This is a genomic window from Turicibacter bilis (assembly GCF_024499055.1).
GTDB classification, from domain to species: domain Bacteria; phylum Bacillota_I; class Bacilli_A; order MOL361; family Turicibacteraceae; genus Turicibacter; species Turicibacter bilis.
Map to the genome: position 1 here is coordinate 559375 of NZ_CP071249.1, position 24533 is coordinate 583907.

General features: G+C 34.8%; 25 protein-coding genes and 1 other annotated feature. Of the genes, 1 reads left to right on the forward strand and 24 read right to left on the reverse strand.

What is annotated here, in order from left to right; all coding sequences use genetic code 11:
• Positions 1 to 99 precede the first annotated feature (99 nt).
• The 11 genes from typA to J0J69_RS02695 form a co-directional block, all read right to left on the reverse strand.
• Positions 100 to 1929 carry a translational GTPase TypA gene (gene typA, locus J0J69_RS02645; RefSeq protein ID WP_212724192.1) on the reverse strand — a complete coding sequence of 610 codons (1830 nt, stop codon included), beginning with the start codon at positions 1927 to 1929 and terminating at the stop codon, positions 100 to 102.
• 236 nt (positions 1930 to 2165) lie between these two features.
• Positions 2166 to 3131, reverse strand: a complete 966-nt coding sequence (gene holA, locus J0J69_RS02650; protein WP_212724191.1) for a DNA polymerase III subunit delta — start codon at positions 3129 to 3131, stop codon at positions 2166 to 2168.
• Positions 3132 to 3304: 173 nt separating this feature from the next.
• The gene (locus J0J69_RS02655; RefSeq protein WP_336511269.1) at positions 3305 to 5503 is read right to left on the reverse strand and encodes a DNA internalization-related competence protein ComEC/Rec2; all 2199 of its coding nucleotides are present in this window, start codon (positions 5501 to 5503) and stop codon (positions 3305 to 3307) included.
• Positions 5484 to 6080, reverse strand: coding sequence for a helix-hairpin-helix domain-containing protein (locus tag J0J69_RS02660; protein ID WP_212725578.1), 597 nt, complete (start codon positions 6078 to 6080; stop codon positions 5484 to 5486). Before J0J69_RS02660 ends, J0J69_RS02655 begins: the two co-directional genes overlap by 20 nt.
• A 97-nt stretch (positions 6081 to 6177) precedes the next feature.
• A complete protein-coding gene (locus J0J69_RS02665; RefSeq protein WP_212725579.1) occupies positions 6178 to 6357 on the reverse strand; it encodes a hypothetical protein in 180 nt (59 codons plus the stop codon).
• Between the two features lie 312 nt (positions 6358 to 6669).
• Positions 6670 to 7395, reverse strand: a complete 726-nt coding sequence (locus J0J69_RS02670) for a class I SAM-dependent DNA methyltransferase (RefSeq protein WP_055276498.1) — start codon at positions 7393 to 7395, stop codon at positions 6670 to 6672.
• Positions 7395 to 7739, reverse strand: coding sequence for a ribosome silencing factor (gene rsfS / locus J0J69_RS02675; RefSeq protein ID WP_055243212.1), 345 nt, complete (start codon positions 7737 to 7739; stop codon positions 7395 to 7397). The genes J0J69_RS02670 and rsfS overlap by 1 nt, the downstream gene beginning before the upstream one ends.
• Positions 7740 to 7753: 14 nt before the next feature.
• On the reverse strand, positions 7754 to 8314 hold the full coding sequence (yqeK, locus tag J0J69_RS02680) for a bis(5'-nucleosyl)-tetraphosphatase (symmetrical) YqeK (RefSeq protein ID WP_212725580.1): 561 nt from the start codon (positions 8312 to 8314) through the stop codon (positions 7754 to 7756).
• Positions 8315 to 8319: 5 nt separating this feature from the next.
• Positions 8320 to 8613, reverse strand: a complete 294-nt coding sequence (gene yhbY, locus J0J69_RS02685) for a ribosome assembly RNA-binding protein YhbY (protein ID WP_212724187.1) — start codon at positions 8611 to 8613, stop codon at positions 8320 to 8322.
• Positions 8614 to 8796: 183 nt separating this feature from the next.
• Positions 8797 to 9906 carry a ribosome biogenesis GTPase YqeH gene (gene yqeH / locus J0J69_RS02690; RefSeq protein WP_212725581.1) on the reverse strand — a complete coding sequence of 370 codons (1110 nt, stop codon included), beginning with the start codon at positions 9904 to 9906 and terminating at the stop codon, positions 8797 to 8799.
• 16 nt (positions 9907 to 9922) lie between these two features.
• Positions 9923 to 10447, reverse strand: coding sequence for a YqeG family HAD IIIA-type phosphatase (locus tag J0J69_RS02695; protein ID WP_238581261.1), 525 nt, complete (start codon positions 10445 to 10447; stop codon positions 9923 to 9925).
• A gap of 159 nt (positions 10448 to 10606) precedes the next feature.
• Here J0J69_RS02695 and sigK point away from each other — a divergent pair, with 159 nt between their 5' ends.
• Complete coding sequence (sigK, locus tag J0J69_RS02700) at positions 10607 to 11296, forward strand: RNA polymerase sporulation sigma factor SigK (protein ID WP_055304722.1); 690 nt, start codon at positions 10607 to 10609, stop codon at positions 11294 to 11296.
• Between the two features lie 40 nt (positions 11297 to 11336).
• Here sigK and J0J69_RS02705 read toward each other — a convergent pair whose 3' ends face one another.
• From J0J69_RS02705 to alaS, 13 genes are all read right to left on the reverse strand, one after another.
• On the reverse strand, positions 11337 to 13259 hold the full coding sequence (locus J0J69_RS02705; protein ID WP_055304719.1) for an NAD(+) synthase: 1923 nt from the start codon (positions 13257 to 13259) through the stop codon (positions 11337 to 11339).
• A 3-nt stretch (positions 13260 to 13262) separates the two neighbouring features.
• Positions 13263 to 13844, reverse strand: a complete 582-nt coding sequence (gene nadD / locus J0J69_RS02710; RefSeq protein ID WP_055304717.1) for a nicotinate (nicotinamide) nucleotide adenylyltransferase — start codon at positions 13842 to 13844, stop codon at positions 13263 to 13265.
• A gap of 116 nt (positions 13845 to 13960) precedes the next feature.
• Complete coding sequence (gene mtnN / locus J0J69_RS02715) at positions 13961 to 14650, reverse strand: 5'-methylthioadenosine/S-adenosylhomocysteine nucleosidase (RefSeq protein WP_055276510.1); 690 nt, start codon at positions 14648 to 14650, stop codon at positions 13961 to 13963.
• Positions 14651 to 14713: 63 nt separating this feature from the next.
• Complete coding sequence (gene greA, locus J0J69_RS02720; RefSeq protein ID WP_055243221.1) at positions 14714 to 15184, reverse strand: transcription elongation factor GreA; 471 nt, start codon at positions 15182 to 15184, stop codon at positions 14714 to 14716.
• 256 nt (positions 15185 to 15440) lie between these two features.
• Positions 15441 to 16061, reverse strand: a complete 621-nt coding sequence (gene udk, locus J0J69_RS02725; RefSeq protein WP_055243222.1) for a uridine kinase — start codon at positions 16059 to 16061, stop codon at positions 15441 to 15443.
• A gap of 246 nt (positions 16062 to 16307) precedes the next feature.
• Complete coding sequence (locus J0J69_RS02730; protein WP_212725582.1) at positions 16308 to 17573, reverse strand: peptidase U32 family protein; 1266 nt, start codon at positions 17571 to 17573, stop codon at positions 16308 to 16310.
• A gap of 21 nt (positions 17574 to 17594) precedes the next feature.
• Positions 17595 to 18530 (reverse strand): peptidase U32 family protein, encoded by a 936-nt coding sequence (locus J0J69_RS02735; protein WP_055276512.1) that lies wholly within the window; start codon positions 18528 to 18530, stop codon positions 17595 to 17597.
• A gap of 197 nt (positions 18531 to 18727) precedes the next feature.
• Positions 18728 to 19378, reverse strand: a complete 651-nt coding sequence (locus tag J0J69_RS02740) for an O-methyltransferase (protein WP_055304713.1) — start codon at positions 19376 to 19378, stop codon at positions 18728 to 18730.
• Positions 19379 to 19396: 18 nt separating this feature from the next.
• Positions 19397 to 20488, reverse strand: coding sequence for an endolytic transglycosylase MltG (gene mltG / locus J0J69_RS02745; protein WP_212725583.1), 1092 nt, complete (start codon positions 20486 to 20488; stop codon positions 19397 to 19399).
• Positions 20489 to 20559: 71 nt separating this feature from the next.
• Positions 20560 to 20856 (reverse strand): DUF1292 domain-containing protein, encoded by a 297-nt coding sequence (locus J0J69_RS02750; RefSeq protein WP_055276518.1) that lies wholly within the window; start codon positions 20854 to 20856, stop codon positions 20560 to 20562.
• Positions 20857 to 20878: 22 nt separating this feature from the next.
• Positions 20879 to 21310, reverse strand: coding sequence for a Holliday junction resolvase RuvX (gene ruvX, locus J0J69_RS02755; protein WP_212724436.1), 432 nt, complete (start codon positions 21308 to 21310; stop codon positions 20879 to 20881).
• The gene (locus J0J69_RS02760; protein ID WP_055243229.1) at positions 21307 to 21573 is read right to left on the reverse strand and encodes an IreB family regulatory phosphoprotein; all 267 of its coding nucleotides are present in this window, start codon (positions 21571 to 21573) and stop codon (positions 21307 to 21309) included. The genes ruvX and J0J69_RS02760 overlap by 4 nt, the downstream gene beginning before the upstream one ends.
• A gap of 65 nt (positions 21574 to 21638) precedes the next feature.
• A complete protein-coding gene (gene alaS, locus J0J69_RS02765) occupies positions 21639 to 24260 on the reverse strand; it encodes an alanine--tRNA ligase (RefSeq protein WP_212725584.1) in 2622 nt (873 codons plus the stop codon).
• A 47-nt stretch (positions 24261 to 24307) separates the two neighbouring features.
• Positions 24308 to 24514: a binding site (T-box leader), on the reverse strand.
• Positions 24515 to 24533 lie beyond the last annotated feature (19 nt).

The window sequence follows — 24533 nt, forward strand, 5'->3', positions numbered from 1 at the left end:
TTCTTCATCACATTCAAAACCTATTTCTAACTTAAGTTAAAAATAAAAAAACCCAATCAATGAAGAAGGATTTTCTTCATCGATTGAGTTAAAAAATAATTATTGATCAGCGTATTTTTTACGTTTATCGAATTTTTTACGCTCATTTGTATCTAAAATTTTCTTACGTAAGCGAACTGATGTAGGAGTAATTTCTACTAATTCGTCTTCATTAATATATTCTAAGGCATACTCTAATGTGATTAGACGTGGTTTCTTTAATACAACTGTATTATCTTTACCCGCTGAACGGCAGTTTGTTAATTGTTTTGCACGTGTAACATTGACTGCTAAGTCTAAATCTTTGTTGTTTTCACCAACGATCATTCCTTCGTAAACAGGAGCTCCTGGTTCAATGAACATGATTCCGCGATCTTCTAATCCCATTAAACCGTAGTTTGTTGCTTTTCCATTTTCCATAGAAACTAAAGCACCATTTTTACGTTCTCCAACTGATCCTTTTTCCATTGGGCGGTATTCAGAGAATGTATGGTTGATGATTCCGTAACCTTTTGTTAATGTTAAGAATTCTGTCATGAATCCGATTAAAGCACGAGATGGTACATCATAAATTAAACGAACTTGTCCATTTTCGTTATGAATCATATTTTGTAATTGACCTTTACGGTATCCCATCGCTTCAATGACACTTCCAACATGTTCTTCAGGTGCTTCGATTTGAACATACTCATATGGTTCACATAATACACCATCGATTTCACGAATGATAACTTCTGGTTTAGAAACTTCTAATTCGAATCCTTCACGGCGCATGTTTTCAAGTAAGATTGATAAGTGAAGTTCTCCACGTCCTGAAACAACCCACTCTTCTTTTGTTCCAACACGTTCAACTAATAATGAAACGTCACGTTGAATTTCTTTGTATAAACGTTCATCAATTTTAGATGCTGTCACGTGTTTTCCTTCTTGTCCTGAGAATGGAGAAGAGTTTGTTGAGAATGTCATTTTTAATGTTGGTTCATCAATGTGTAAGATTGGTAACGCTTCTTCTTTACCGATTTCACAAACCGTTTCCCCAACGTTGATATCTGGTAAACCAGCGATTGCAACGATATCTCCAGCTTGTGCTGATTCAATTTCAACACGCTTTAATCCTAAGAATCCAAATAATTTTGTGATACGGAATTGTTGCGTTGATCCATCTAAACGACAGATTGAAACCATTTGGTTAACATTGATTGTTCCTCGAACGATACGTCCAATCCCAATACGTCCAACATAATCATTATAGTCTAATAAAGCTGGTTGGAATTGTAATGTTCCATTCGGATCCATTCCTGGATCTGGAATATTTTCTAAGATTGATTCAAAGATTGCTTCCATGTTTTCTTCTTGATCAGCTGGATCAGAGCTTATGCTTGCTGTTCCGTTTAATGCTGAACAATAAACAACAGGGAATTCTAATTGATCGTCGTCAGCTCCTAATTCGATGAATAATTCTAATACTTCATCAACAACTTCTTCAGGTCTTGCAGCTGGACGGTCAATTTTATTAACCACCACGATTGGTGTTAATTTTTGCTCTAATGCTTTCTTTAATACGAAACGAGTCTGAGGCATTGTTCCTTCGTAAGCATCAACAACTAATAAAACACCATCTACCATGTTCATAATACGTTCAACTTCTCCCGCGAAGTCAGCATGTCCTGGTGTATCTAAAATGTTAATACGATAATCTTTATAATCAATCGCAGTATTTTTCGCTAAAATCGTAATTCCACGCTCACGCTCTAAATCGTTAGAGTCCATGACACGGTCAGCTACTGCTTCATTTTCACGGAATGTTCCCGCTTGACGTAATAACTGATCGACTAACGTCGTTTTACCGTGATCGACGTGGGCAATAATGGCAATATTTTTAATATTCATATAGGCACCTCTGTCTGGTAAATTTAAAATTTCATACTGAAATATTATACAACAAAATAAGAGTTCCTGTATCGAAATTTGACTTAAAATTATGAAAAATTTTCAAAAGCCTTTTCAAATCGATGTCACCTCTACATGATCAACGCCTTTATTATCATGACGCTTGTCACTTATAATATCCATAAACTTTACTTCCAACTCTAGACAACCAAAAAAGATGAGCTAATACGCTCATCTTATAAATTTAGGATAAACATCTCTAGTGCTAACTCTTTTTGTAGTACACCAGATTTAATCTTATAATCAATATCCGCTAATTGATATAAATACTTTGCAATCGTCTCTTGTTCAAAACGATGGGATTGTCCATGAATTAACTTCACACGATACGGATGCACATTAAGTGTTTTTGCAATATCAGTCTCACGATAGCCTTGTTTACTTAGCCCAATCACTTGAGACATTAATCGAAATTGATTCGCAATTAAAATGAGTAACTTAAATGGCTCTTCATTTTGTGTCATTAAATCTTCATAGATGAGATAAGCCTCTTTAATCTTACGTTGAACCAGTGCATCTGTTAGTAAAAACACGTTATCTTCTAATTGACGGGCCACTAACAACTCAACGACTTCTACTGATAAAATTTTTGATGGTTGATCAATGAAATAAAGATAAATCTTCTCAATTTCATGGTACAGCACATCAATTTTAGCATGGGTCAATTTAATCAATAATTCTATGGCTTTTGGATGACATTCAATTCCTTCAGCTTTTAACTTCTTCTCTGCCCACTGTTTGAGCGATTGCTCTGAATAAGTTTCAAATGTAAACACTTCTGATTGCTTCCTTAAAATCTTTACTACTTTTTTACGTTCATCGAGTTTTTCATAAGGAGCATAAATAATGAGGATATTTTCTGTCACAGGATGTTCTAAAAAGTTTATAAAAGCATTTAAATCATGTGCGGGATCACCCTTCCCCTCCTTACCAGTTAAAAAGGATGGGTTACGAACGATCACCGCTTTTTTATTACTTAAGAAGGCGACTGTTTGTAAATCAAAAAGTGCTTCTTGAATGGTCGCTTCTTTCATGTCATAGGACACCACATCGAATGATTCAATTTGATGTTTCGTTAATAAATCATTAATTTTTTTCTCGCACAAAACTGTTTGTTCGCCGAGGATTGTATAAATCGCCATGGCTTCACCTCACTCTTATTTTAACATAAAACAAATTCTTCAAACAAGATGACCGTAAGTTCTTTTCAATCATGACGAGAATGGTTGCTTTTTTATGGATTCATTGAGCTACCATTTTTATAAAACGAGATATTTAGAGTATTATCTAATTTTTTAATTTTTAAATAAAATAATCAATGAAATCGATGAACTAAAGTTTTACCTCTCTTCATTTCAAATTGAATCGTTCCATCAACCTGCGTATTAAGGAGTGGAATGTTTAATGTTGATAAGGTCGATAAAAATTCCTGGCTAGGATGGCCATAGCGATTATTTTTTCCACTGGAAACGACACTAATAGATGGCGCGAGTTGTTCTAGAAAGAATAATGAATTCGATGTCTTTGAACCATGATGTGCCGCTTTATAAACATCTAGCTTTAATCCTGGATACTGGGAAAGAATATCTGTCTCCACTTCTGTACTTATATCTCCTGTTAATAAAACAGTTAAATCAGAAATGTCAACCGTCAATACGAGTGATTGATCATTTTCATTAGCTTGCTTCTCATCAGGTTGTAAAAAGGTTAATGTTTGATTTCCACAAGTTAATGTATCATTCGTTTTTGGAGTTAAAATATTCACATTTAATTGTTTAGCTAATTTAATGACATCCTTTAATCGTTCACTCTCTGAATACTTAGGAACAACTAAATGTTTAACATTGAACGTTTCCATTAATGAAGTAGCTTCTCCAATGTGATCAACATCACCATGAGATAAGATTAAATAATCAATCGCTCTAATCCCTTCCCCTAACAAATACGGCTCTAATGTTTGATTAAAAATGGAAGTTACCTCACCTGTAAACGAGACTTTTCCTCCTGTATCAACAACAATCGTACAACGTTGATAGGGGGATTGAATAATCGTACTATCTCCTTGTCCAACATCTAAAAAGGTGACTTTACTTGTCGGTTGGGCACTTCTGACTATCTCTAAAAGAACAAAGGTTGACACCAAAACAATCATCCATTTTTTAGACTGACTATTTTTTTCAACGAACCAACCTGCTAAAAAGAGCAATAAAATCATTAAAATGACCATTGATAAATTAAGACTCCCAATGACCCAACGAAGATCCAAGTACTTTCCCGCTACAAGGATGACCTGTTCAAAGACACTTAAGATTTTTTCTGTAATTAAAGAAAATGGTGGAATCACTAGCGTTATCAATAGGCAAGGAATCAAAAGAGTCGTGACAACTGGAATTAAAACTAAATTAGACACGTAACTTAACAGATTAATAGAATAATCTTGCGAAATTTGAATTGGTAAGATCGCAAGTTGAGCTAAAAAGGGGATGATAAAAAAAGTGACCTTGGGTGAAAGGGGCTTAATAACTGATTGACATATAATCAAACAAAAGGTTAACCAATAGGAATAAATAAAGCCGATTTGATACACTTGTAGTGGAAAAGCGATGAAATTGATTAAAAAGACGATAGAGAAAATATCGAGTGAAGAAAGATTCCATTTAAATCTTGAATTAACCTTTGCTAGGATCGCCATACTGGCCGCTCGCACAATCGATGGACTCGCTCCACTAATCATCATGAAACAAAAAAGTAACATCACTACCATTAAATCAGCTAATTCTTGAATGACCCCTAAACGCTTGAGCACATAACTGACTATTCCTACTAATAAACCAACATGTAATCCGCTGACCGCAAACAAATGAATAATACCAAGGGTCGCATAGCTATCACTGACCTCTTCAGATAAGTCATTCCGGACTCCTAAAAACCAGGATTGAAGATAAGTTGCTGTTAAAGGGGGATAATGTTCTTTGATCCAATTGACCAATTCAAACTGATAGGCTCTAACCGACCACTCTTGATCAATCACTCGTGTTGAAGACAGATAAATGGTTCCTTTCATTCCATTAGATTGTAGATATTGTTTAAAGTTAAAGGCATGAGGAACCGTCGGATTAGTGATTTCTGAGACTTCCGTATTGACGTCGATCCAATCACCTGGCATTAATCGTGGCGTTGAGTTGGTAAGTGTTAAATAATAAAGACCCGCTTCTGTTTGTACTTTAGCTATTTGCTTTTCTTCATTTTGCTTTTTCACTTCTATTACTTTTGCTTTATCTATATAGATTAAATCATCACTTTTGACCTGGACGGATGTTAACGCAACATCAATGTAAATCATAGATATGAGACTTATAAGGAAATAAATCCAGTATGTCTTAGGAAATCGTTTAAAATAGACAAAACCCATTAAAAGCAAGATAAAAACGCCTTCCTTTATGAGTAATCCGACAATGACACTTACAACAATATAAATCACATGTTGCCGAAATTTAAAGTTCAAGAGAATCACGCAACTTTTCTAGTGTCTTTTCTCCAATCCCACTCACATTCGTTAACTCGTCAATTGACTTAAACTTTCCAAACTCCTCCCGATAATTAATAATAGCTGCCGCTTTAGAGGGACCAATCCCGGGTAACGTTTCAAGTTCTCCTACAGTTGCTTGATTAAGAGAGACCTTTTTCTCATCTTGCGAAGGGCTCCATGCATCAGTTGAAGTATTATTTATTTCTTCATCTAGATGTGGAACATAGATGACCATTTCATCACTAATTTTTTGTGCTAAATTAATGGCTGTTTCATTAGCCATCTCTAAAAAGCCTCCAGCTAATTGAATCACATCATGAACTCTTAAATGCTCTTCAACCTCATACACACCTGGAAAATTAACTTGGCCCTTAACATCCACAATATAATGGTTGACTTCTTCTTCAGCGCTTTCTATCTCTTCTATTTCAGTGACTTCGCGTTCATTTTCTACATAACTGTCTAATGAAACCGAATCAATAGAAGAAGGAGATGGATTTAAATAAAAAATTGTTATCATGATTAACGAAGCTAATCCAATAATGATTATTTGCTTTTTCATGAGTATCACCTCATTTTAACTTACGTTAATCACCGTTCAATTCCTTTTTATTTGACAGATTGTAATATTAAGTGCGACACATAAAAAATCCTAGATTCTATTCTAGGATTTCATCCCAATCATAATTTTTTTCTTCAAGATGTATTTTCAATTGCTCCAACTGATCGTGATCAAATGTTTTTGTATCTGACGTATAGAATAAACAAACTAAAGTTAAAGCTAAGAGTAACAAGCCGGAAACGCCACACATAAATTTATCAAGGCTTGACATTTTCACATCCATCACTTCTTTCGCAAAAGATATGATATTTTATGTTAATTGCCTAGATTGGGTGAGTATATCCTTAGAATAAAAAAGAGCCTTATGGCTCTTATACTAATAAACATACAACCGTTAAAATAACAACAACTCATGGAGAACCACTACATAAAAACTTTTCTATTTTTTAGTTGATACGATTAGTTTTCATAACAAAAAAAGCACCTCATATCCCTTAATTTTTTATTACAAGGATATAAGATGCTTTTTTATTATTATTTAAATTGAATAATTGTTATGATAATACTTTAATCTAATCGATATGACTATCTATTTTTGAGCCACGAAGACGATGCGTTCTGATTCTTCTGTTGGGGCTTCATCTAAGAAATCAGCTGAGATTTCTAAGATTTTGAATCCGATGTCTTCTAGCCATTGTCTGTACTCTTCAATCGCAAAGGTACGTTGATAGTGTGTTTCTTCGAAACGCTCATAACGTTCTCCTTCACGTTTAAAGAATGTTAATTCGTGTTCAATGCTGTATGGATATTTTCCTTCACAAACATGCCAGATATACGTTAAATCTGGATTTGTATCAGCATATAAGTAATCTTGGAAGATTTCAGTCACTTTAAATAATGAGTGAACATCAAAGATTAAAATGCCACCTTCTTTTAAACTTTCATAAAGATGTCTAAATGTTTGAAACACTTCTGTATCTTTTTTTAAGTAATTTAATGAATCGACGTAAATAACCGCTCCATCAAATCCACTAAATCCTTCTAAACGGCACATATCTTGTTGAACATAATGAATGCCTAAGCCTTCTGATAATGTTTTTTCATAAGCAAGTGATAACATATCTTCTGATAGGTCGATTCCAGTGACGTTATATCCTTCTTTTGCTAAAAGAATTGAAATTGTTCCTGTTCCACATCCTACATCTAAGATTGAACTTCCAATCGGTAAGTATTGCTTTGTTTTCGCAATCCATTTATGATAAGGAACATCTTGCATTAAAATATCATAATAATATGAAAATGCTTCGTATGCCATTAGACTAACATCCCTTCGATATTCACACGAGGAACGTCAGCCCATAATTTTTCTAAGTTATACTCTAAACGAGTTTCTGGTGTAAAGACATGAACAACGATTGTTCCAAAGTCAGCTAAAACCCACTCAGCATGGTGTGCTCCTTCAATATGTTTTAATGTTAAATCTGTTGTTCCTTCTAAATCTTTTAATTCACGAATGATCCCTTGAGCTAAACGGTCATTTTTAGCTGTTGTGATAATCATGTAATCATAGATTGGTGAATGGTTTTGCATATCTAAAACAACGATATCTTCTGCATGTTTTTCATCTAAAGATTTTACGAATTTTGCTAAGTTTTCCAAATAAATCAACTCCATTATAAATATTGACGGTAGTATTCATACGCGGCTAACGTGTCCGGATGAATATCGCCCTTCCCTTTGCTACTTAAATAAGCAACAGTATTAGCAAGTGTTTGTGCAACAGCAACGTCTAAATCTTTCGTTGCCAGCTCACGAATCTCTTCAACTCCAGGTTGCGTCCGATTCGGTTCAATATAATCGGCTAAAAACACAATTTTTTCAAGAGTCGTCATAGCTGCTTTACCGGTTGTATGATATTTAATTGCATTTAAAATATCCGAATCTTTAATTTGATACGTTTCTTTTGCGACAATCGCACCCACTGGTGCATGCCACACTAATGGGCTATAGTTGAGATAATCGGTCTCCTTCGCAGACTCTAATTTTTCTTTTAAAAGGTCATTAGGTAAATACTTTGCAATATCATGCAATAAAGCGGCGATTTGTGCCGATTCAACTGAGGTATTATAACGCTTCGCTAGTTGCTCACTTGTAGCGACAACACCTAGCGTATGATCATAACGCTTGCTCGGCAACTGTTGTTTAACTTGTGATTTTAACGTTTCTAAATTCATTATGACTATTTCGGTAAGATGATTTGTTTCTTCTTACTTGACTCTTTGTAGAAAACAATTGTTTTCCCAATCACTTGAATTACCTCAGCATTAATGACTTCAGCAATTTCTGCTGCAATCGCTTTCGGTTCTTCAAAGCAGTTTTGTAAAATTGAAACTTTAATTAATTCGCGCGCTTCTAATGCATCATAAACCGTTTTGATTAACGCATCATTAACCCCATTTTTTCCAACTTGAATAATCGGTTGCATCGTATGTGCTAATCCTTTTAAATAACTTTTTTGTTTACCTGTTAACATAATTGCTCCACCTCTAACTGGTTTTCATATTTAAGCTCTTTTTTAAAGAGCAGTTGTTGATCGTTCCTTTAGTTGACCAGTTGATCTTCATTGATTGATTAGGTCCAAGACATTAAGATGTCATCGAACCTGAATTGTGTCATATTTGATAACTTTTGTCAAGTTTACCACAAGTGACACCACTTAAATTAATGATGGACGAACTAAAACACCCACACCTTTTGGTGCATGAACCGTAATTTCTTGGCCTGTCCCGACTAAGGTAATCCAACCTAATCCTGAAATCACGACATCTGTTTTTTCTTTTCCAATACGATACACATGTTTTTCCATAGCCATCGGTTGACCATTTTCTTCAACGATTGGCTTTAACACTTGACCGGCTTGTGTTTGCCATAATTGATCGGCCTTTTCTAACTTTGTACGGTGAATATGTAAGGCATTCGAGAAATGCGTGATAAATGAAGTGCGTTCTCCCTTCACAAAGTCCATCCGAGCTAATCCACCGATATATAAGGTCTGCTCAGGATTTAATTGATAAACTCCTGCTTTGATTTCTTTTTTCGGTGTAATTTCTTTTAATACTTTTGGCGTCACATAATGAGCTAATTGATGATCATTAATAATTCCTGGTGTATCAATAATGGCTGTATCATCATCTAATGGAATCTCAATAATATCTAATGTTGTTCCAGGGAAGTGAGACGTTGTGATAATATCTTCACGCTCCTCTGTAAAACGTTTAATAATACGGTTGACTAATGTTGATTTTCCAACGTTTGTACATCCAACAATATAAACGTCACGACCTTTACGATACTTTTCAATCATTTCCATTAATTCGTCGATTCCTAAACCTTTAGCCGCACTTACTAAAGCAACATCTAATGGTTTTAATCCCATCTCTTTTAATGAACGTCGCATCCAATGATTTAATTTCGTTTTATTAACTGATTTCGGTAATAAATCAACTTTATTTCCAACTAATAAAATATCATTTCCATTGATGTGTCGTGAAATTCCAACGACCATACTTCCAGAAAAATCAAAAATATCAACGATATTAATAACTAATGCATCTGTTTCTCCGACACGTTGTAAGATTTTTAAGAAATCGTCACTCGTTAAAGACACATCTTGTACTTCATTATAATGTTTTAATTTAAAACAGCGTTGGCAATAAATAATTTGATTTTCCATTTTCTCAACGCTTGATTTTGGCGTATATCCAATTTCTTTTGGATTTTCTGTTTGAATGGTTGCTCCACAACCAATACATTTTAATTGTTCCATGAGGGCCTCCTCTATATTAATCTAAGTATGGTGGAGTCGGTAATTGACGTTTTTTTAATTGTTTCACGACAAAGCGCTCTAAACGACGATTAAATTTTGTTGAATTTTCATCTGAATGTAGATGAATTGGTTCCACTAAAATCGTATATAAGCCTAAACGTTTAGCGACTAACACATCCGTCATTAATTGATCGCCAATCATGATGACTTCAGAACGATGATACTGTTTTAAAATTTTACGTAATTTTAACTTCAATGGCTTTAATGCTTTATGATGAGCCGCTTTAATCGATAAATCTTTCGAAAAATAGGAGACACGCTCTTTATTATTATTTGAAACGATAATGACTTCAAATCCTAATTCTTTTGCGCGATTTAAAAATTCGATGACTTCTGGTGTAGGCGCCTTTACCGCAGCACCCACTAACGTATTGTCTAGATCAGTTAAAATCACACGTTTTCCGTTAGTTTTTAATTTTTCTAAATCAATTTGAAAAACATTTTTAACATATTCATCAGCTACGAAATGATGGATCAACACAATCTCCCCTTTCCAACTTTAAAGTGATGTTCATCAATGAACTTCATTTTTCTACGTATTCATTTCATTTTATCATAAATTCACTATAGTTTTAAGTCTATCGACACGAAGTTGCGCATATAATCTACTAAGTCGATTTATGAGGGAGGATTTTAACCTATGTTTTTATTTCAATTTATCGCCTCACTCTTCTCTAATCTGATTCCACTCGTTGGTGCCATTAATAATCAAGCCTTTCCAGATCCCCTAACTCCTGAAGAAGAAGAATATTACCTCAATCAAATGGCACAAGGAGATAAAGGAGCTCGTGAGAAGTTAATTGAACATAATTTACGACTCGTCGCACACATCGTCAAAAAATATCAAAATCAAAGCGATGATAAGGAAGATTTAATCTCAATCGGAACCATTGGACTGATTAAAGCGATTGATTCATTTTCTCCAGATAAAGGCACTAAATTAGCAACCTATGCCGCTCGATGCATCGATAATGAAATTTTGATGTTATTTCGCTCTACTAAAAAAATGAGAAATGATGTCTCTTTATATGATCCCATTGGATTTGATAAAGAGGGAAATGAGATTTGCCTTATTGATGTCGTGAAAGATGAAGAGAAAGATATAAATGATGTGATTATCCAACAACTTGCGATTGAAAAAATTGAAAAAAACCTTGATGCGCTTACTGAACGGGAACGTGATATTATTATTCGACGATTTGGACTTGGAAATCACGAAGAAGAAACACAACAAGAAATTGCAAAGTCATATAATATTTCTCGTAGTTATGTCTCTCGAATCGAAAAACGTGCTTTAATGAAACTATATCGAGAGTTTATTAAAAGCTAACAGACAAAAAGGGGACCTCTATCCCCTTTTTTACTTTACCTTATACGCGACGTCGATAATTCGCATCTGATGGCATACGCCAATCTGTACGTGGTGAAAGTGAAATGTCTAACACTTTTGGTCCATCTGGCATCGCTGAACGTTTAAATTGTTGTGAGTAGAAACGACGATAGAAAATTTGTAAATATTCTAATAATTTCTCTTCTTCGAACTCCCCTTTAAACGCCTCTTTCATTAAAGCATAAATACGATCTTCGGTATCCCCGTTGTTTAACATATGATATAAGATAAAATCATGAATTTCATATTTACCAATGATTTCTTCAGTATGTTGTTCCGTATTAATTAACTCTGGTGAAATTGGGGTATCTAAAACATCACCTAGCGTATACTGTAACAATTTTGCATCTTCATCATTTGCTGTTAAAGCTTGTGACTCACGTAACATAAATTGTTTGACCATAAACTTAACGAGTGTTTTTGGAATTCCCGCATTTATCGCATACATTGACATTTGATCGCCGTTGTACGTACACCATCCAAGCGCTAACTCAGACATATTTCCTGTTCCAAGAACAAGTCCATTCATTTTATTAGCTAAGTTCATTAAAATATTCGTACGTTCACGCGCTTGGGCATTTTCATAGGTCACATCGACTACATTTGGATCATGTCCAATGGTTTCAAAATGTGCTAAAACCGATTCACGCAAATCAATATCATGATGTGTCACACCTAAAGTTTTCATTAAGTTATTTGCATTAGTATTCGTACGATTAGATGTTCCAAATCCACGAATCGTATAAGCGATAATATTTTTGCGTGGCATATTGATTAAGTCGAATGTTTTAGCCGCTAATAATAACGCTAAAGTTGAATCTAATCCTCCTGACACCCCAATTAAAATCGTTTGTGCACCCGTGTGCTCAATACGTTTAGCTAATCCTGCCATTTGAATGTTCATCATTTCTTCAAACGCTTCTTTTTCCTCTGACTTTGGAACAAATGGCGTGGGATCAAGTGGCTGTTCAAACGTATAGTTTTGATTTTCTACTAAATCGAATGAAACATGTTGTAAAAAATCCATATTATCTTCTGCACTTTGTCTAAAAGCAGAAGAACGACGACGATCAAATTGAATTTTAGAAATATCTAAATCGGCAAACATGACATTCAATTCTTCACGAGAGAACATATCAGACTCCGCTAATAACGTCCCATTTTGTGAAATTAAGCTATGTCCACCAAATACGCCATCAGTCGTTGATTCATAAACACCTGATGAACAGTAAATATATCCCGCTACTAATTTTGAACTTTGAATGCGCACTAAATCACGACGCATACGGCTTTTTTGGTAAACTTCATTACTTGTTGATAAATTTAAAATAATATCTGCACCATTTAATGCTAAACGTTGACTTGGAGAAGAAGGGACCCATAAATCTTGGCAAATCTCAACTCCAAATGAAAGATCATACGTATAGTTATCGAAAATTAAATCTCCAAATGGAACTTTACGTCCTAAGAACTCAATCTCCTCATAATGCTTTACAATTTCATATCCGCGTGTAAACCAACGCTCTTCATAAAACTCCATATCATTTGGAAGATAATATTTTGGAATAATTCCTAAAATTTTATCTTTTTGAATCACGATTGCACAGTTATATAAATTACGATGAATCGCAATCGGTGCACCAACCGTAAAGACTCCATCAAATGGATTACGCTCTAATAAAATTTCAATGGCTTTTTTAACATCTTGTAATAAATACGTTTGGAATAATAAATCACCACACGTATAACCACAAATCGATAATTCAGGAAAAACAAGAACGCCTGCCTGATGATCTTGAGCCACTTTTAATGACTTTAACATCACTTCTACATTTGCAATCGGATCTCCGACTGAAACTTTTGGTGATGATGTCGCAACTTTTAAAAATCCATTATGAAACATGGATTATTCACCTCTTCCATATAATTGATGTTGTTGAACATATTGATCCACACAATTTAATACTAAATCAGAGCGATCAAGATTTTCTCGATACTCCGTTGATGAAACATTCATTTTCTCAAATGAATCTAAAAGAATAAATTGGTGCTCAAATGTTTTAAATTGTCGATGGATAATTTCATCAACGTCAATGTCATCACGTCGAAAGACAATTAATTTATAGTTTTGAATGAGTTGTTCATATTGAACCCAATTCGGTAAATCTTCTAAATTATCAGCTCCAATGACAAACGCAATCTCTTCATTAGGATATTGACTCTTCACAAGCGTTAACGTCTCGAAGGTCGTTAGAACTTTCTTTGCCTCAACTTCTATGGTTGAAACAAAGGTATTCGTTAAATGCTCACAAACTAATTTTAACATGGCTACACGATGAACTGAAGAAATTAATCCTTTTTTAGGATAGCGATCACCAACTGGTAAAAAATAAAACTTATCACAATCAATTTGTTTTAAAATATGGTTTGCGATTTGATAATGCGCAATCGTTGGAGGATTAAAGGAACCACCAAAGATAACAATCATGCCAAAATCACTCCATTTCCTTTTCATTTGTAGTATGAGCTATGAGTCTATCATTTAATCTAAAATAGATAAAAAGAAAACAATCGCAAATGATTTGCAATTGTTTATTTATGACCTTAAATCATAGACACTAATTCAGTGACCATTTCTGAAGATTCTTTTGCTGCAACCGCTAAAAATTCATTAAATGAAATATGTGATTCTTTTCCTGCAATGTCTGATAACGCACGTACAATAATAAATGGTTTCTCATAATGATGACATACTTGTGCTACTGCAGCTGCTTCCATTTCGATTGCAACAACCGAAGGACAGTTCTTTTTAATTAATTCCATTTGATCTGGTCGATTGATAAATGAGTCTCCCGTTCCAATTTGTCCTAACCAGTATGTTTTATTTGCTTTCGTTAACACTTCTTCTGTTTTTCTCATTAAATCAGCATTTGGTTCATAAATCGCAGGCATTCCTGGTACTTGCCCATAGGCATAATTAAATCCAGTCACATCAACATCATGATATAATGTTCCGTTCGATACGACCACATCTCCAATATTTGCTTCTGGGTGTAATCCACCGGCTGATCCTGTATTAATCACACAATCAATCGCATAGTGTTCAAATAATAATGTCGTTGCAATGGCAACATTTACTTTACCAATTCCACTTTTTAATAAAACGACATCTTTTCCATTTAACTTTCCTTTTGTAAATTCAACGTGAGCAATTGTTTTAACTTCTTCAACTTCCATTGCTTCACGTAATAATGTTACTTCTTCCTCCATTGCGCCAATAATTGCAACTGTCATGATTCAGACCACCTTTTTTAATTAATTAATTTGAAAAAAGAGCTGCTTGTGGGCAGCTCAAAATTATTGAACATTTACAATAGCAACTGTTACAACACCTTTTGGTGTAGAGACCATTGCAGTCTCACCCTGACGTTTCCCCATTAAAGCTTGAGCAATTGGAGATTCGTTTGAGATTTTTGAGTCAAATGGGTTTGCCTCTGCACTACCTACGATTTTATAAGTTAATTCTTCATTTGTTTCATCATCACGGTAAGTTACAGTTGAACCGATGGTAATAACGTCACTTCCTTCATCTGATTCAATAACAACAGCATTTTTTAAAATGTATTGTAATTCTTGAATGCGCTCATAAACCATTGCTTGTTCTTCACGTGCTGCATCATATTCAGCATTTTCAGAAAGGTCCCCTTGTGCGCGAGCTTCTTGTAACTTAACTTTAATTTCTTCCATACGCACTTGCGTTAAGTGATCTAATTCATCTTGAAACTTTTTAATCCCTTCTAGGGTTAAATGTTGTTGTTTTTCTTTCATTAAAAATTCCTCCGAATCAATTGAAACCAATAAGATTGATAATTTCAACTATATATTATACATGAACTTAATCGTTTAGTAAACATTATGCCATTAATCCACTAAAAGTGAATGGTTCCTAATTCAGTACATCTTCTTTTAGTATTCCATTTTTAGGATAACTTATTCTATTTTTTTTAAATTATCAAAATTAAAAACGCTAAAGAGATAAAAAGTAAGGCAGCAAGCCTTACTTCAAGTCCTATATTTAGATTGATTACGCGTTTAAAATACTATTAATTTTTGTAATTAATAAATCAAGAGCAACCGTATTTGTTTTTCCATCCGGAACAATGATATCTGCATATTTTTTCGTTGGTTCAACAAACTCCTCATGCATTGGCTTTACTGATTCAATATATTGAGAGATGACTGAATCAATCGTACGACCACGCTCTGTTGTATCGCGAAGTAAACGGCGAATGAAGCGAATATCATCATCACTTTCAACGAAAATTTTAATATCTAATAATTCACGGATTTTCACATCTTCTAAGACGAATAATCCTTCAACAATAATAATTTTAGTTGGTTCAATTTTTTCTGTTTCTTCACTTCTTGTATGTTGTGTGTAATCATAAACTGGCTTCTCAATTGAATAACCTAACATTAATTTCTTTAAGTGTTTCACTAATAATTCATTATCCATTGATAACGGATGATCATAGTTTGTTTTCACGCGTTCTTCCATAGTCATATGACTTTGATCGTTGTAATAATCATCTTGTCGTAATAACGTAATCGTGCGATCTGAGAATGCATCATATAAAATACGAGACACACTCGATTTTCCAGAGGCTGTTCCACCAGCAACACCGATAATTAATGGTTTGTTCATATTTCTCTACCTCATTTTTAGCAATATTTTCAAAAAGATGTCGGGATGATTCCATGATCAAAGCATGGGGATTCAAACTTCTTTATCGTCTTCCAGCCTAGCTGGTTCGATTTCCAAATACGTAGTATACACTATCTTTCTACAAAATTCAACAACATTTCAATAAGAAAAAAGCCTCTCTTTTATCATGCCACTTTCCTCAAACTTCATTAAAAAACCATAGCGAAATTTCGCTATGGTTTTTTACTATTGCACGTGCTTACGCATCATATCATTTGGATATAACTTAAATGGAACTTTGAACTTTAAAACCTGTTTCGGATGACGAGCGACTTCTAATTCTTGTCCACGCTCATCAAACAATTCATCAATCGTCATGATTTGAGTCTCAATTTTTGGTCCAAAGAATTCAACCACTTCACCTTTACGGAAATGGTTACGTTGCTGTAACGTCACTTCCTGTGTGTCCTCGTTATAATCTAAGACTAACCCAATAAATTCTTGAGTTGGATGCTCGTCACGATTATTAAACATTTGCTCCTCATGTGATGGAATTCCTTCAAAGAATGCTGGCGCTGTTTCACGGTTCGCACATTTTGATAATTCCACTAAAAGATTTTCATTGAAGACAAAGTTATCTGGATCTTCACAATATAAATCAATTAATTTACGATACGTGCTAACAACAGTTGCCACGTAATGAATCGATTTCATACGTCCCTCAACTTTTAAACTATCGATTCCTAACTCAATCATTTCAGGAACTGATTGTAATAAGTTTAAGTCTTTTGGACTCATCGCAAATTTAATATCATCTTCACCAAATAAAGCTTTTGTTTCATCTTGATCTTGTTTCACTAAATCATATTCCCAACGACACGATTGGCAGCATCCTCCACGATTTGAATCACGCGCCGTCATATGATTTGATAACGTACAACGTCCTGAGTAGGCAATACACATGGCACCATGAACAAACGCCTCAATCTCAACATCTGTTTTCTCCATGATTTCTTTAATTTCTTCTTTTGTTGTTTCACGAGCTAATACAACACGATGTAATCCTTGTTGTTCCCAAAACTTAACTGCCATATAGTTCATTGTCGATTGTTGTGTACTTAAATGCACCTCAACATTTGGGGCACAACGTTTACATGTTTCAATGATTAATGGGTCCGCTACAATAATCCCAGCGACTCCAATTTCACCTAAGGCTGTTAAGTATTCTTCAAGGCCTTCCATGTTTTCATTATGGGCGATAATGTTTGTTGTAATATAAATTTTTGAACCATACTCTTTCGCAAACTCTACTCCTTCACGAATCTCGTCTAAAGAGAAGTTTTGTGCATTTGAGCGTAAACCAAACTCACGTCCACCGATAAAGACTGCATCGGCACCATACATAACCGCAATCTTTAATTTTTCAAGTGAACCTGCTGGGGCTAATAATTCTGGTTTTTTTACGATGATGCGTTTTCCATCAACGATTGCTGATACTGGTTTTCTTGCCATGACCCAGCACTCCTTCCTATCCTACTTATTTTTATAAATTGATGGTTTATAGAAGAATCCACGATCTAACAAACGGTGCTTCGGTTGAATTTCTTCCATTTTTTTATATAAGGCACGTCCAACTTGGTTATATTTTGCACGGTCCTCAATGCATAAATCAATCGCAAAACGATAAGCTTTCGTCGCATTGATTAAATAGTCGCTTGATTTTAAGACTCCATCAATACGAAGGCTATCCACGCCTGCATCAATGAAATCTGCTAAATCATCAATCATACACACATCACTTCCATTAAAGATATGTGTTCCTTGTTGGTCTTCAAAAACTGGGTAATATAATTGGCGTTCAGAATCAAATAAGAGTAATCCTTCTTCACGAGATTGTATTTTTTCAACAACTTGTCCTTGGAATTTTAAATAGTTTCCTACTAAATTGCGACGTGATTGGAACATACAAATCGCACCATGAACTAAAATTTCCACTTCACCTTTCGCCTGTTCTTTTGTTTCAATCACAGGCTCTTTCATGATTTCTGGCGCTAATACCGTACGTAAAACGCCACGATCATACCAGTAATTCACTGTGAAATAGTTCGTTCCAAGCGTCTCACTACTCCAATGTAAAGTCATGTCTGGTGCAACTTCTTTTGCGATCATGTAAGCTCCTGGATCAGAAAAACGAAGGGCATCAATCGGTAATGATTTAATTTCATCAATATATGTTTTTAAATCGTCTAGTAATCCATTAGGCATAATCGCATTAATGGCTACATATACTTTTTTATTATGTTTTTTAATTAACTCAACGGCTTGACGTAGTTCATCTCTGTTAAAATGACCAGCTAATCGTAAACCGAACTTTTCTTCACCGATAATAAAGGCATCGGCACCTGCTTCAATTAATGGTTCAATCTCATGTAAATCATGAGGAGTAACAACTAATTCGGGTTTTTTCATTTTATCAACTCACTTTATAATAATGACAATATAAAATTATAAACTACTTAAAAAATATTTGCACTTATTTTGACCTAAATTGTTAAAAATAATCGTTCGAGTACTTCTCTCTTAGTTTATACAAAATTCAAATTTTTTATAAAATGGATCATTTTCAATCAAAAACCACCGCTAAAGTCTTAGCGATGGTGTCCTGTTTATTTAACTTTTTTCTTTAAACTAATCGCCACGCCATCTCCAATTGGAAGTAATAACGTGTCATAATTTGGATGGTTAGCCAACCAATCATTATAACGATTAATTTTACGAACTAATTGTTTTAAGTTGCGGCTTTGTTTTTGATTATTATCAAAAATATGTCCATGGAAGATTAAGTTATCACTGATAATCATACCATCTTCTTTTAATAACGGCTCATATTTTTCAAAGAATTTTTGATATTGAGCTTTCGCTGCATCAATGAAAATGACATCATATTTTTGAATCGGTAACTCTTCATTGGCAATCTCAAGGGCATCGGCCTCAATTAACGTTACCTGCTCTTTAATGGTTGATCGTTCGTGATAAGCGATGGCTTCATTATAACGCTTTGGATCACGCTCGATACTCACGATGTGAGTATTTGGTAAATGTCTGGCCATCATTAAGGAAGAATACCCAATGGCTGTCCCAATTTCTAAAATGGATTGCGGTTGTTTAATGCGTAATAATTGAAGCATTAACTCAAGTCCTTGATCTTGAATAATAGGCACATCAAAGTCTTGTGCATATTGTTTCATTTCTAATGAGAGATCATCATGAATAATCGTTTTAAAACGACCCATTAACTCTAATAATTGTTCATTCATTTGTTTACCACCTTATTGTTACTTACAAACGCTCGCTCCTGCTTCATAAGATGGAAGCAAGTTCGCACGATAGAACGCCATATGTTCCTCATATGTTTCAAAGAAATGTGTTTTTCCATCGACACAGTTAAACATATCAGCAATAAAGTAAAGATATTTATGCTCTTCGGGCTGTAAAACTGCCTCAATGGCATCGAGTGTTGGACTACTTACAGGCCCAATTGGAATTCCTTGCGTCACGTAGGTATTATATGGAGAATCAACACGTGTCATTGCTTCTGTTACACGAACAGAATGATCACCTAATGCATATAACACGGTCATATCACTTTGTAAATACATGCCTGAATTGATACGATTAAAGAAAACCCCAGCGACAGTTGGCATTTCTTCTGTACGTTGAGTCTCTCCTTCCACAACAGACGCTAATGCCATGACTTGATGAATACTTAATGAACTTTTCTCAAATAAATCACGCAATGGATTTAACTTACGCTCAGTAAGATTTAATAACTCATGCGTTAATTCATCTACCGTATAAATATCATCAACAAAGGCATAGGTAATCGGGTAAATATACCCTTCTAGTGGATATTTAATGCCTTCCTGTAAAACATCCTCCGTTAAAAACCAATACTCATCAATTAAAGTTCTTACATAACTAGGATTTTTCCATTCCATTAATAAATCCTCAGCTGTCAATCCTACTAAGGGTGACATCACGGCTGCAATGTATTCTAAATCATAACCTTCTGGGATTGTCACTTTAACCATATCAGGTTCCGTGACATCTCCCGCTTCAAACTTTTGATACATTTCCTCTAATGTTAACGATGGGGATAAGGCATATTCTCCGGCTTGAATATGAGACCAATCGTTTAGGCGGACAATTAAATCTGCCATTTTAGGATGTTTAATTAAACCAAGTTCAGCTAATTGTTGATTCACTCTCTTAGTCGTTGTTCCAGGTTCAATTTTATAATTCATTACCGTTTCATCCTGTGAATCAACGGGTTTTAAGGTTGAATCATATAAATAATATCCATACCCTCCTACTGCTATTACGATAAGTAGGATTAGTCCCATGATAAGACGTGCAATTTTCCTCATCTATCTTCACCTCTAAAATAAACAGTGCAAAAACGAACCCGTAGGTCCGCCCTTGCACTGTTGTTTATGAATTATTCTTCACCTTCAGCTTCTTCATCTGCTAAGAATGTATTGATCACTTCTTCGATCATATCCCACTCAGCATCTGTTTCAACTGGAAGTAATTCTCCACCTTCATTGTTATTGCTTGGAACGTAAGCAGAAACGTGTAAATCCACATTTCCATCTTCGTCTTCATGTTCAGCACCCGCTGGGTAATAAACAACATATGATTTATTATAATCATCTGAATCAAATGTGAATAAGATCTCACATAATAATTCATTTCCGTTTTCATCGATTACTGTTAATTGATTTTCATCTAACATAGTTAACACCTCTTACTGTAGTTTACACGAATGAACGTGCTTGGCTTGAATCTAAATAACTTTGCAAAATAATCGTTGCTGCCATTTTATCAACGACTTTTTTACGTTTATTACGGCTAACATCTGCTTGGATTAAAACGCGCTCGACTTGCATCGTAGTTAAACGTTCATCCCACAGAATGACCTTAATATTTGTAGCTTCCTCTAATTTCTTAGCGAAGTCTTGCGTCACTTGACCGCGTTCTCCAATTGATCCATTCATGTTTTTTGGCAATCCTAAAACAATTTTTGAAACGTGCTGTGTTTTGACTAGTTGTTGAACGTGTTGAATTGCTTTTTTATAATGATTCTCTTCAAAACGGAACGTTTCGACTCCATGAGCCATCATTCCTAATGCATCACTAATTGCGATACCTAATGTGCGTGTTCCTAAATCTAATCCGAGTGTTTTCATTTTTTCGTCTCGACAAACTTTTCTAATAAAACTTCAATAATTTCATCACGTTCAATTTGTTGGATTTTATTGCGTGCCCCTTGATAGCTTGAAATATATGCTGGGTCTCCTGAAATCAAGTATCCAACAACTTGATTAATTGGGTTATATCCTTTTGTTTCTAATGCTTCGAAGACATCCGTTAAAATTAATTCAACTGTTTCATTTTGATTTAATTTATCTTGTAGGGCCTCATCTAGCATCATAGTATGATTTGAGATCATGCAATTCACCACCCATAAATAGTCATTAACTTTATTTTACAATATTGTTAAAGGGATGAAAAGAATTATAAATTATTTTTTAACCATTCATCAACATTTTGAAGAGCTTCATTAATTTTGCTAGCGTCTTTTGCTCCGGCTTGGGCCATATCTGGACGTCCGCCTCCGCCTCCGCCACAAATACTTGCAACCTCTTTAACAATCTTACCAGCATGTACCCCTTGTTTCACGTAATCGTTTGTTACACCACAAGAGATGGCTACTTTACCGTCTACTGCACTTGCTAAAACGATAACGGCTGACGTTAATTGTTGTTTGAATTCATCGATCATTTGACGTAAATGATTCATATCCACATCAACTAAGTTAGCTGTTAAGACAGTGAATCCATTCACTTCATGTGTATTATTGACAATTTCCTTCATTTTTAAATGCGATAATTTAGATTTTAATGATTCATTTTCGCGATGTGCTTCTTTTAATTCGTCTAACACACCCTCTACACGTTCTTCAAGTAAGGCTGGTTTTGTTTTTAATGTTTCAGCAACAGCTGCAAATCGGTTAATGAATGTATTCATATATTCAAAGGCTGCTTGACCTGTTACAGCTTCAATACGACGTGTTCCAGCTCCGATTCCTGATTCAGAAATAATTTTGAATAATCCGATTTCTGATGTGTTTGAAACATGGCATCCCCCACATAACTCAATACTGTATTCTCCAGCTTTAACTACGCGAACTGTATCTCCGTATTTTTCACTGAATAATGCCATAGCTCCCATTGTTTTTGCTTCTTCGATTGATTTTTCGAACACTTCAACAGGAAGTGATGCCCAGATTTTTTCATTGACAATGGTTTCAATGCGTTGTAACTCTTCAGGCGTTAATCCTTGCATATTTGTAAAGTCAAAACGTAAACGGTCAGCTGATACTAATGATCCTGCTTGGTTCGCATGCTCTCCAATAACATCTTTTAATGCTTGATGTAAAAGGTGAGTCGCTGTATGGTTTTTCGTTAAAGCTAAACGTGCATCGACAGTCACTTGTGACGTTACTGCATCATTTAACGATAATGTTCCATTAACATTAACTGTATGTAAATGTTGACCATTAGGAGCTTTAATCACATCTAAAACTTCTACCGTTGCGTTTGTTGTTGTCATTAATCCTGTATCTGCTACTTGTCCTCCGCTTTCAGCGTAGAATGGTGTGATATCTAAGATAACTTGTCCTTGACCCGTTAATGAATCAACCACTTCACCATCTTTTAATAATAAGATGACTTTTCCTGTTGTTGACAATTGCGTGTAACCAACAAATGTTGATTCTTCCTTGAAGTTCATTAATGCTTCATTTTGTGATTGCATACTTGCGACATCTTCACGAGCATTACGAGCACGTTCACGTTGAGCTTCCATTTCCGCATCAAATCCAGCTTTATCCACTGTAAATCCTGATTCTTCAGCATATTCTAATGTTAACTCATATGGGAATCCATAGGTATCGTATAACATGAAGGCATCTTTACCATTGATTGTTTTTGTTTCACTCTTAGTCATTAATTCAGTTAAGATTTTTTCACCATCAGCTAATGTTTGACGGAAACGATCTTCTTCTGACTTGATAACTTTTTGAACTAATTCAACTTTATCGCAAACGTATGGATAATAATCTTTCATGATGTCTGCTACAACTGGAACTAATTCATACATAAATGCACGGTCAATTCCTAAGTTTTTACCGTAACGAACGGCACGACGTAATAAACGACGTAAGACGTATCCACGACCTTCATTTGATAATAAAGCTCCATCTGCAACAGCAAATGTAACAGTACGTACGTGGTCAGCGATGACTTTGAAGGCAACTCCTGTTTCTTCTGTATACTTCACTCCAGAAATTTCTTCAGTCTTTTTAATAATTGGCATGAATAAGTCTGTATCGAAGTTTGTTTCTACTCCTTGTAGGACACAAGCCATACGCTCTAGACCCATCCCAGTATCTATGTTTTGATTTGGAAGTAATGGATATTCACTACGTTCTAATCCTTCTTTAGAGTTAAATTGAGAGAATACGATGTTCCAAATTTCGATATAACGATCATTTTCAATATCTTCTTCTAATAAACGAATTCCGATATTTTCTGGGTCGTATTTTGTTCCACGATCAAAGAAGATTTCCGTGTTTGGTCCACATGGTCCTTCTCCAATTTCCCAGAAGTTATATTCTAATTTAACAATGTGATCAGGTTTAACCCCTAATTTAATCCATAAATCGTATGTTTCTTGGTCGTTTGGATAAATCGTTACGTATAATAAATCTTTATCGAATCCAAACCATTCTGGTGATGTTAATAATTCCCAACCCCAAGTAACAGCTTCTTCACGGAAGTAATCTCCGATTGAGAAGTTTCCTAACATTTCGAAGAACGTATGGTGACGAGCCGTCTTTCCTACATTTTCAATGTCATTCGTACGAATTGATTTTTGAGCATTTGTAATACGTGGATTGTTTGGAATTTCACGCCCATCAAAATATTTCTTTAAAGCAGCAACCCCACTGTTAATCCATAATAACGTTGGATCGTTTACTGGTACTAATGGTGCACCTGGTTCGATCATATGTCCTTTTGATTTAAAGAAATTTAAATACATTGATCGAATTTCTGAACCTGTCATGTATTTCATATTTTGTCACCTCTTTTGAAAAATGAGTATAAAAAAAGCCCTTACGAAATAAGGACGATTTGAACGCGGTACCACCTTAATTTTATTTTTTCGTTTGAAAAAATAACACTCGAAGGCAATAACGGCGCCAACCGATAGGTTTTACCTACACTCCAGAAGTAGCTTTCGAGTATTTTTCGTTAGGATTTATCTCAGCCTAGAAATCCCTCTCTGTGAAACTGCAAATCTCTACTTTCTTCTATCAACATTTTGTTATTCGACTCTATTTTATCG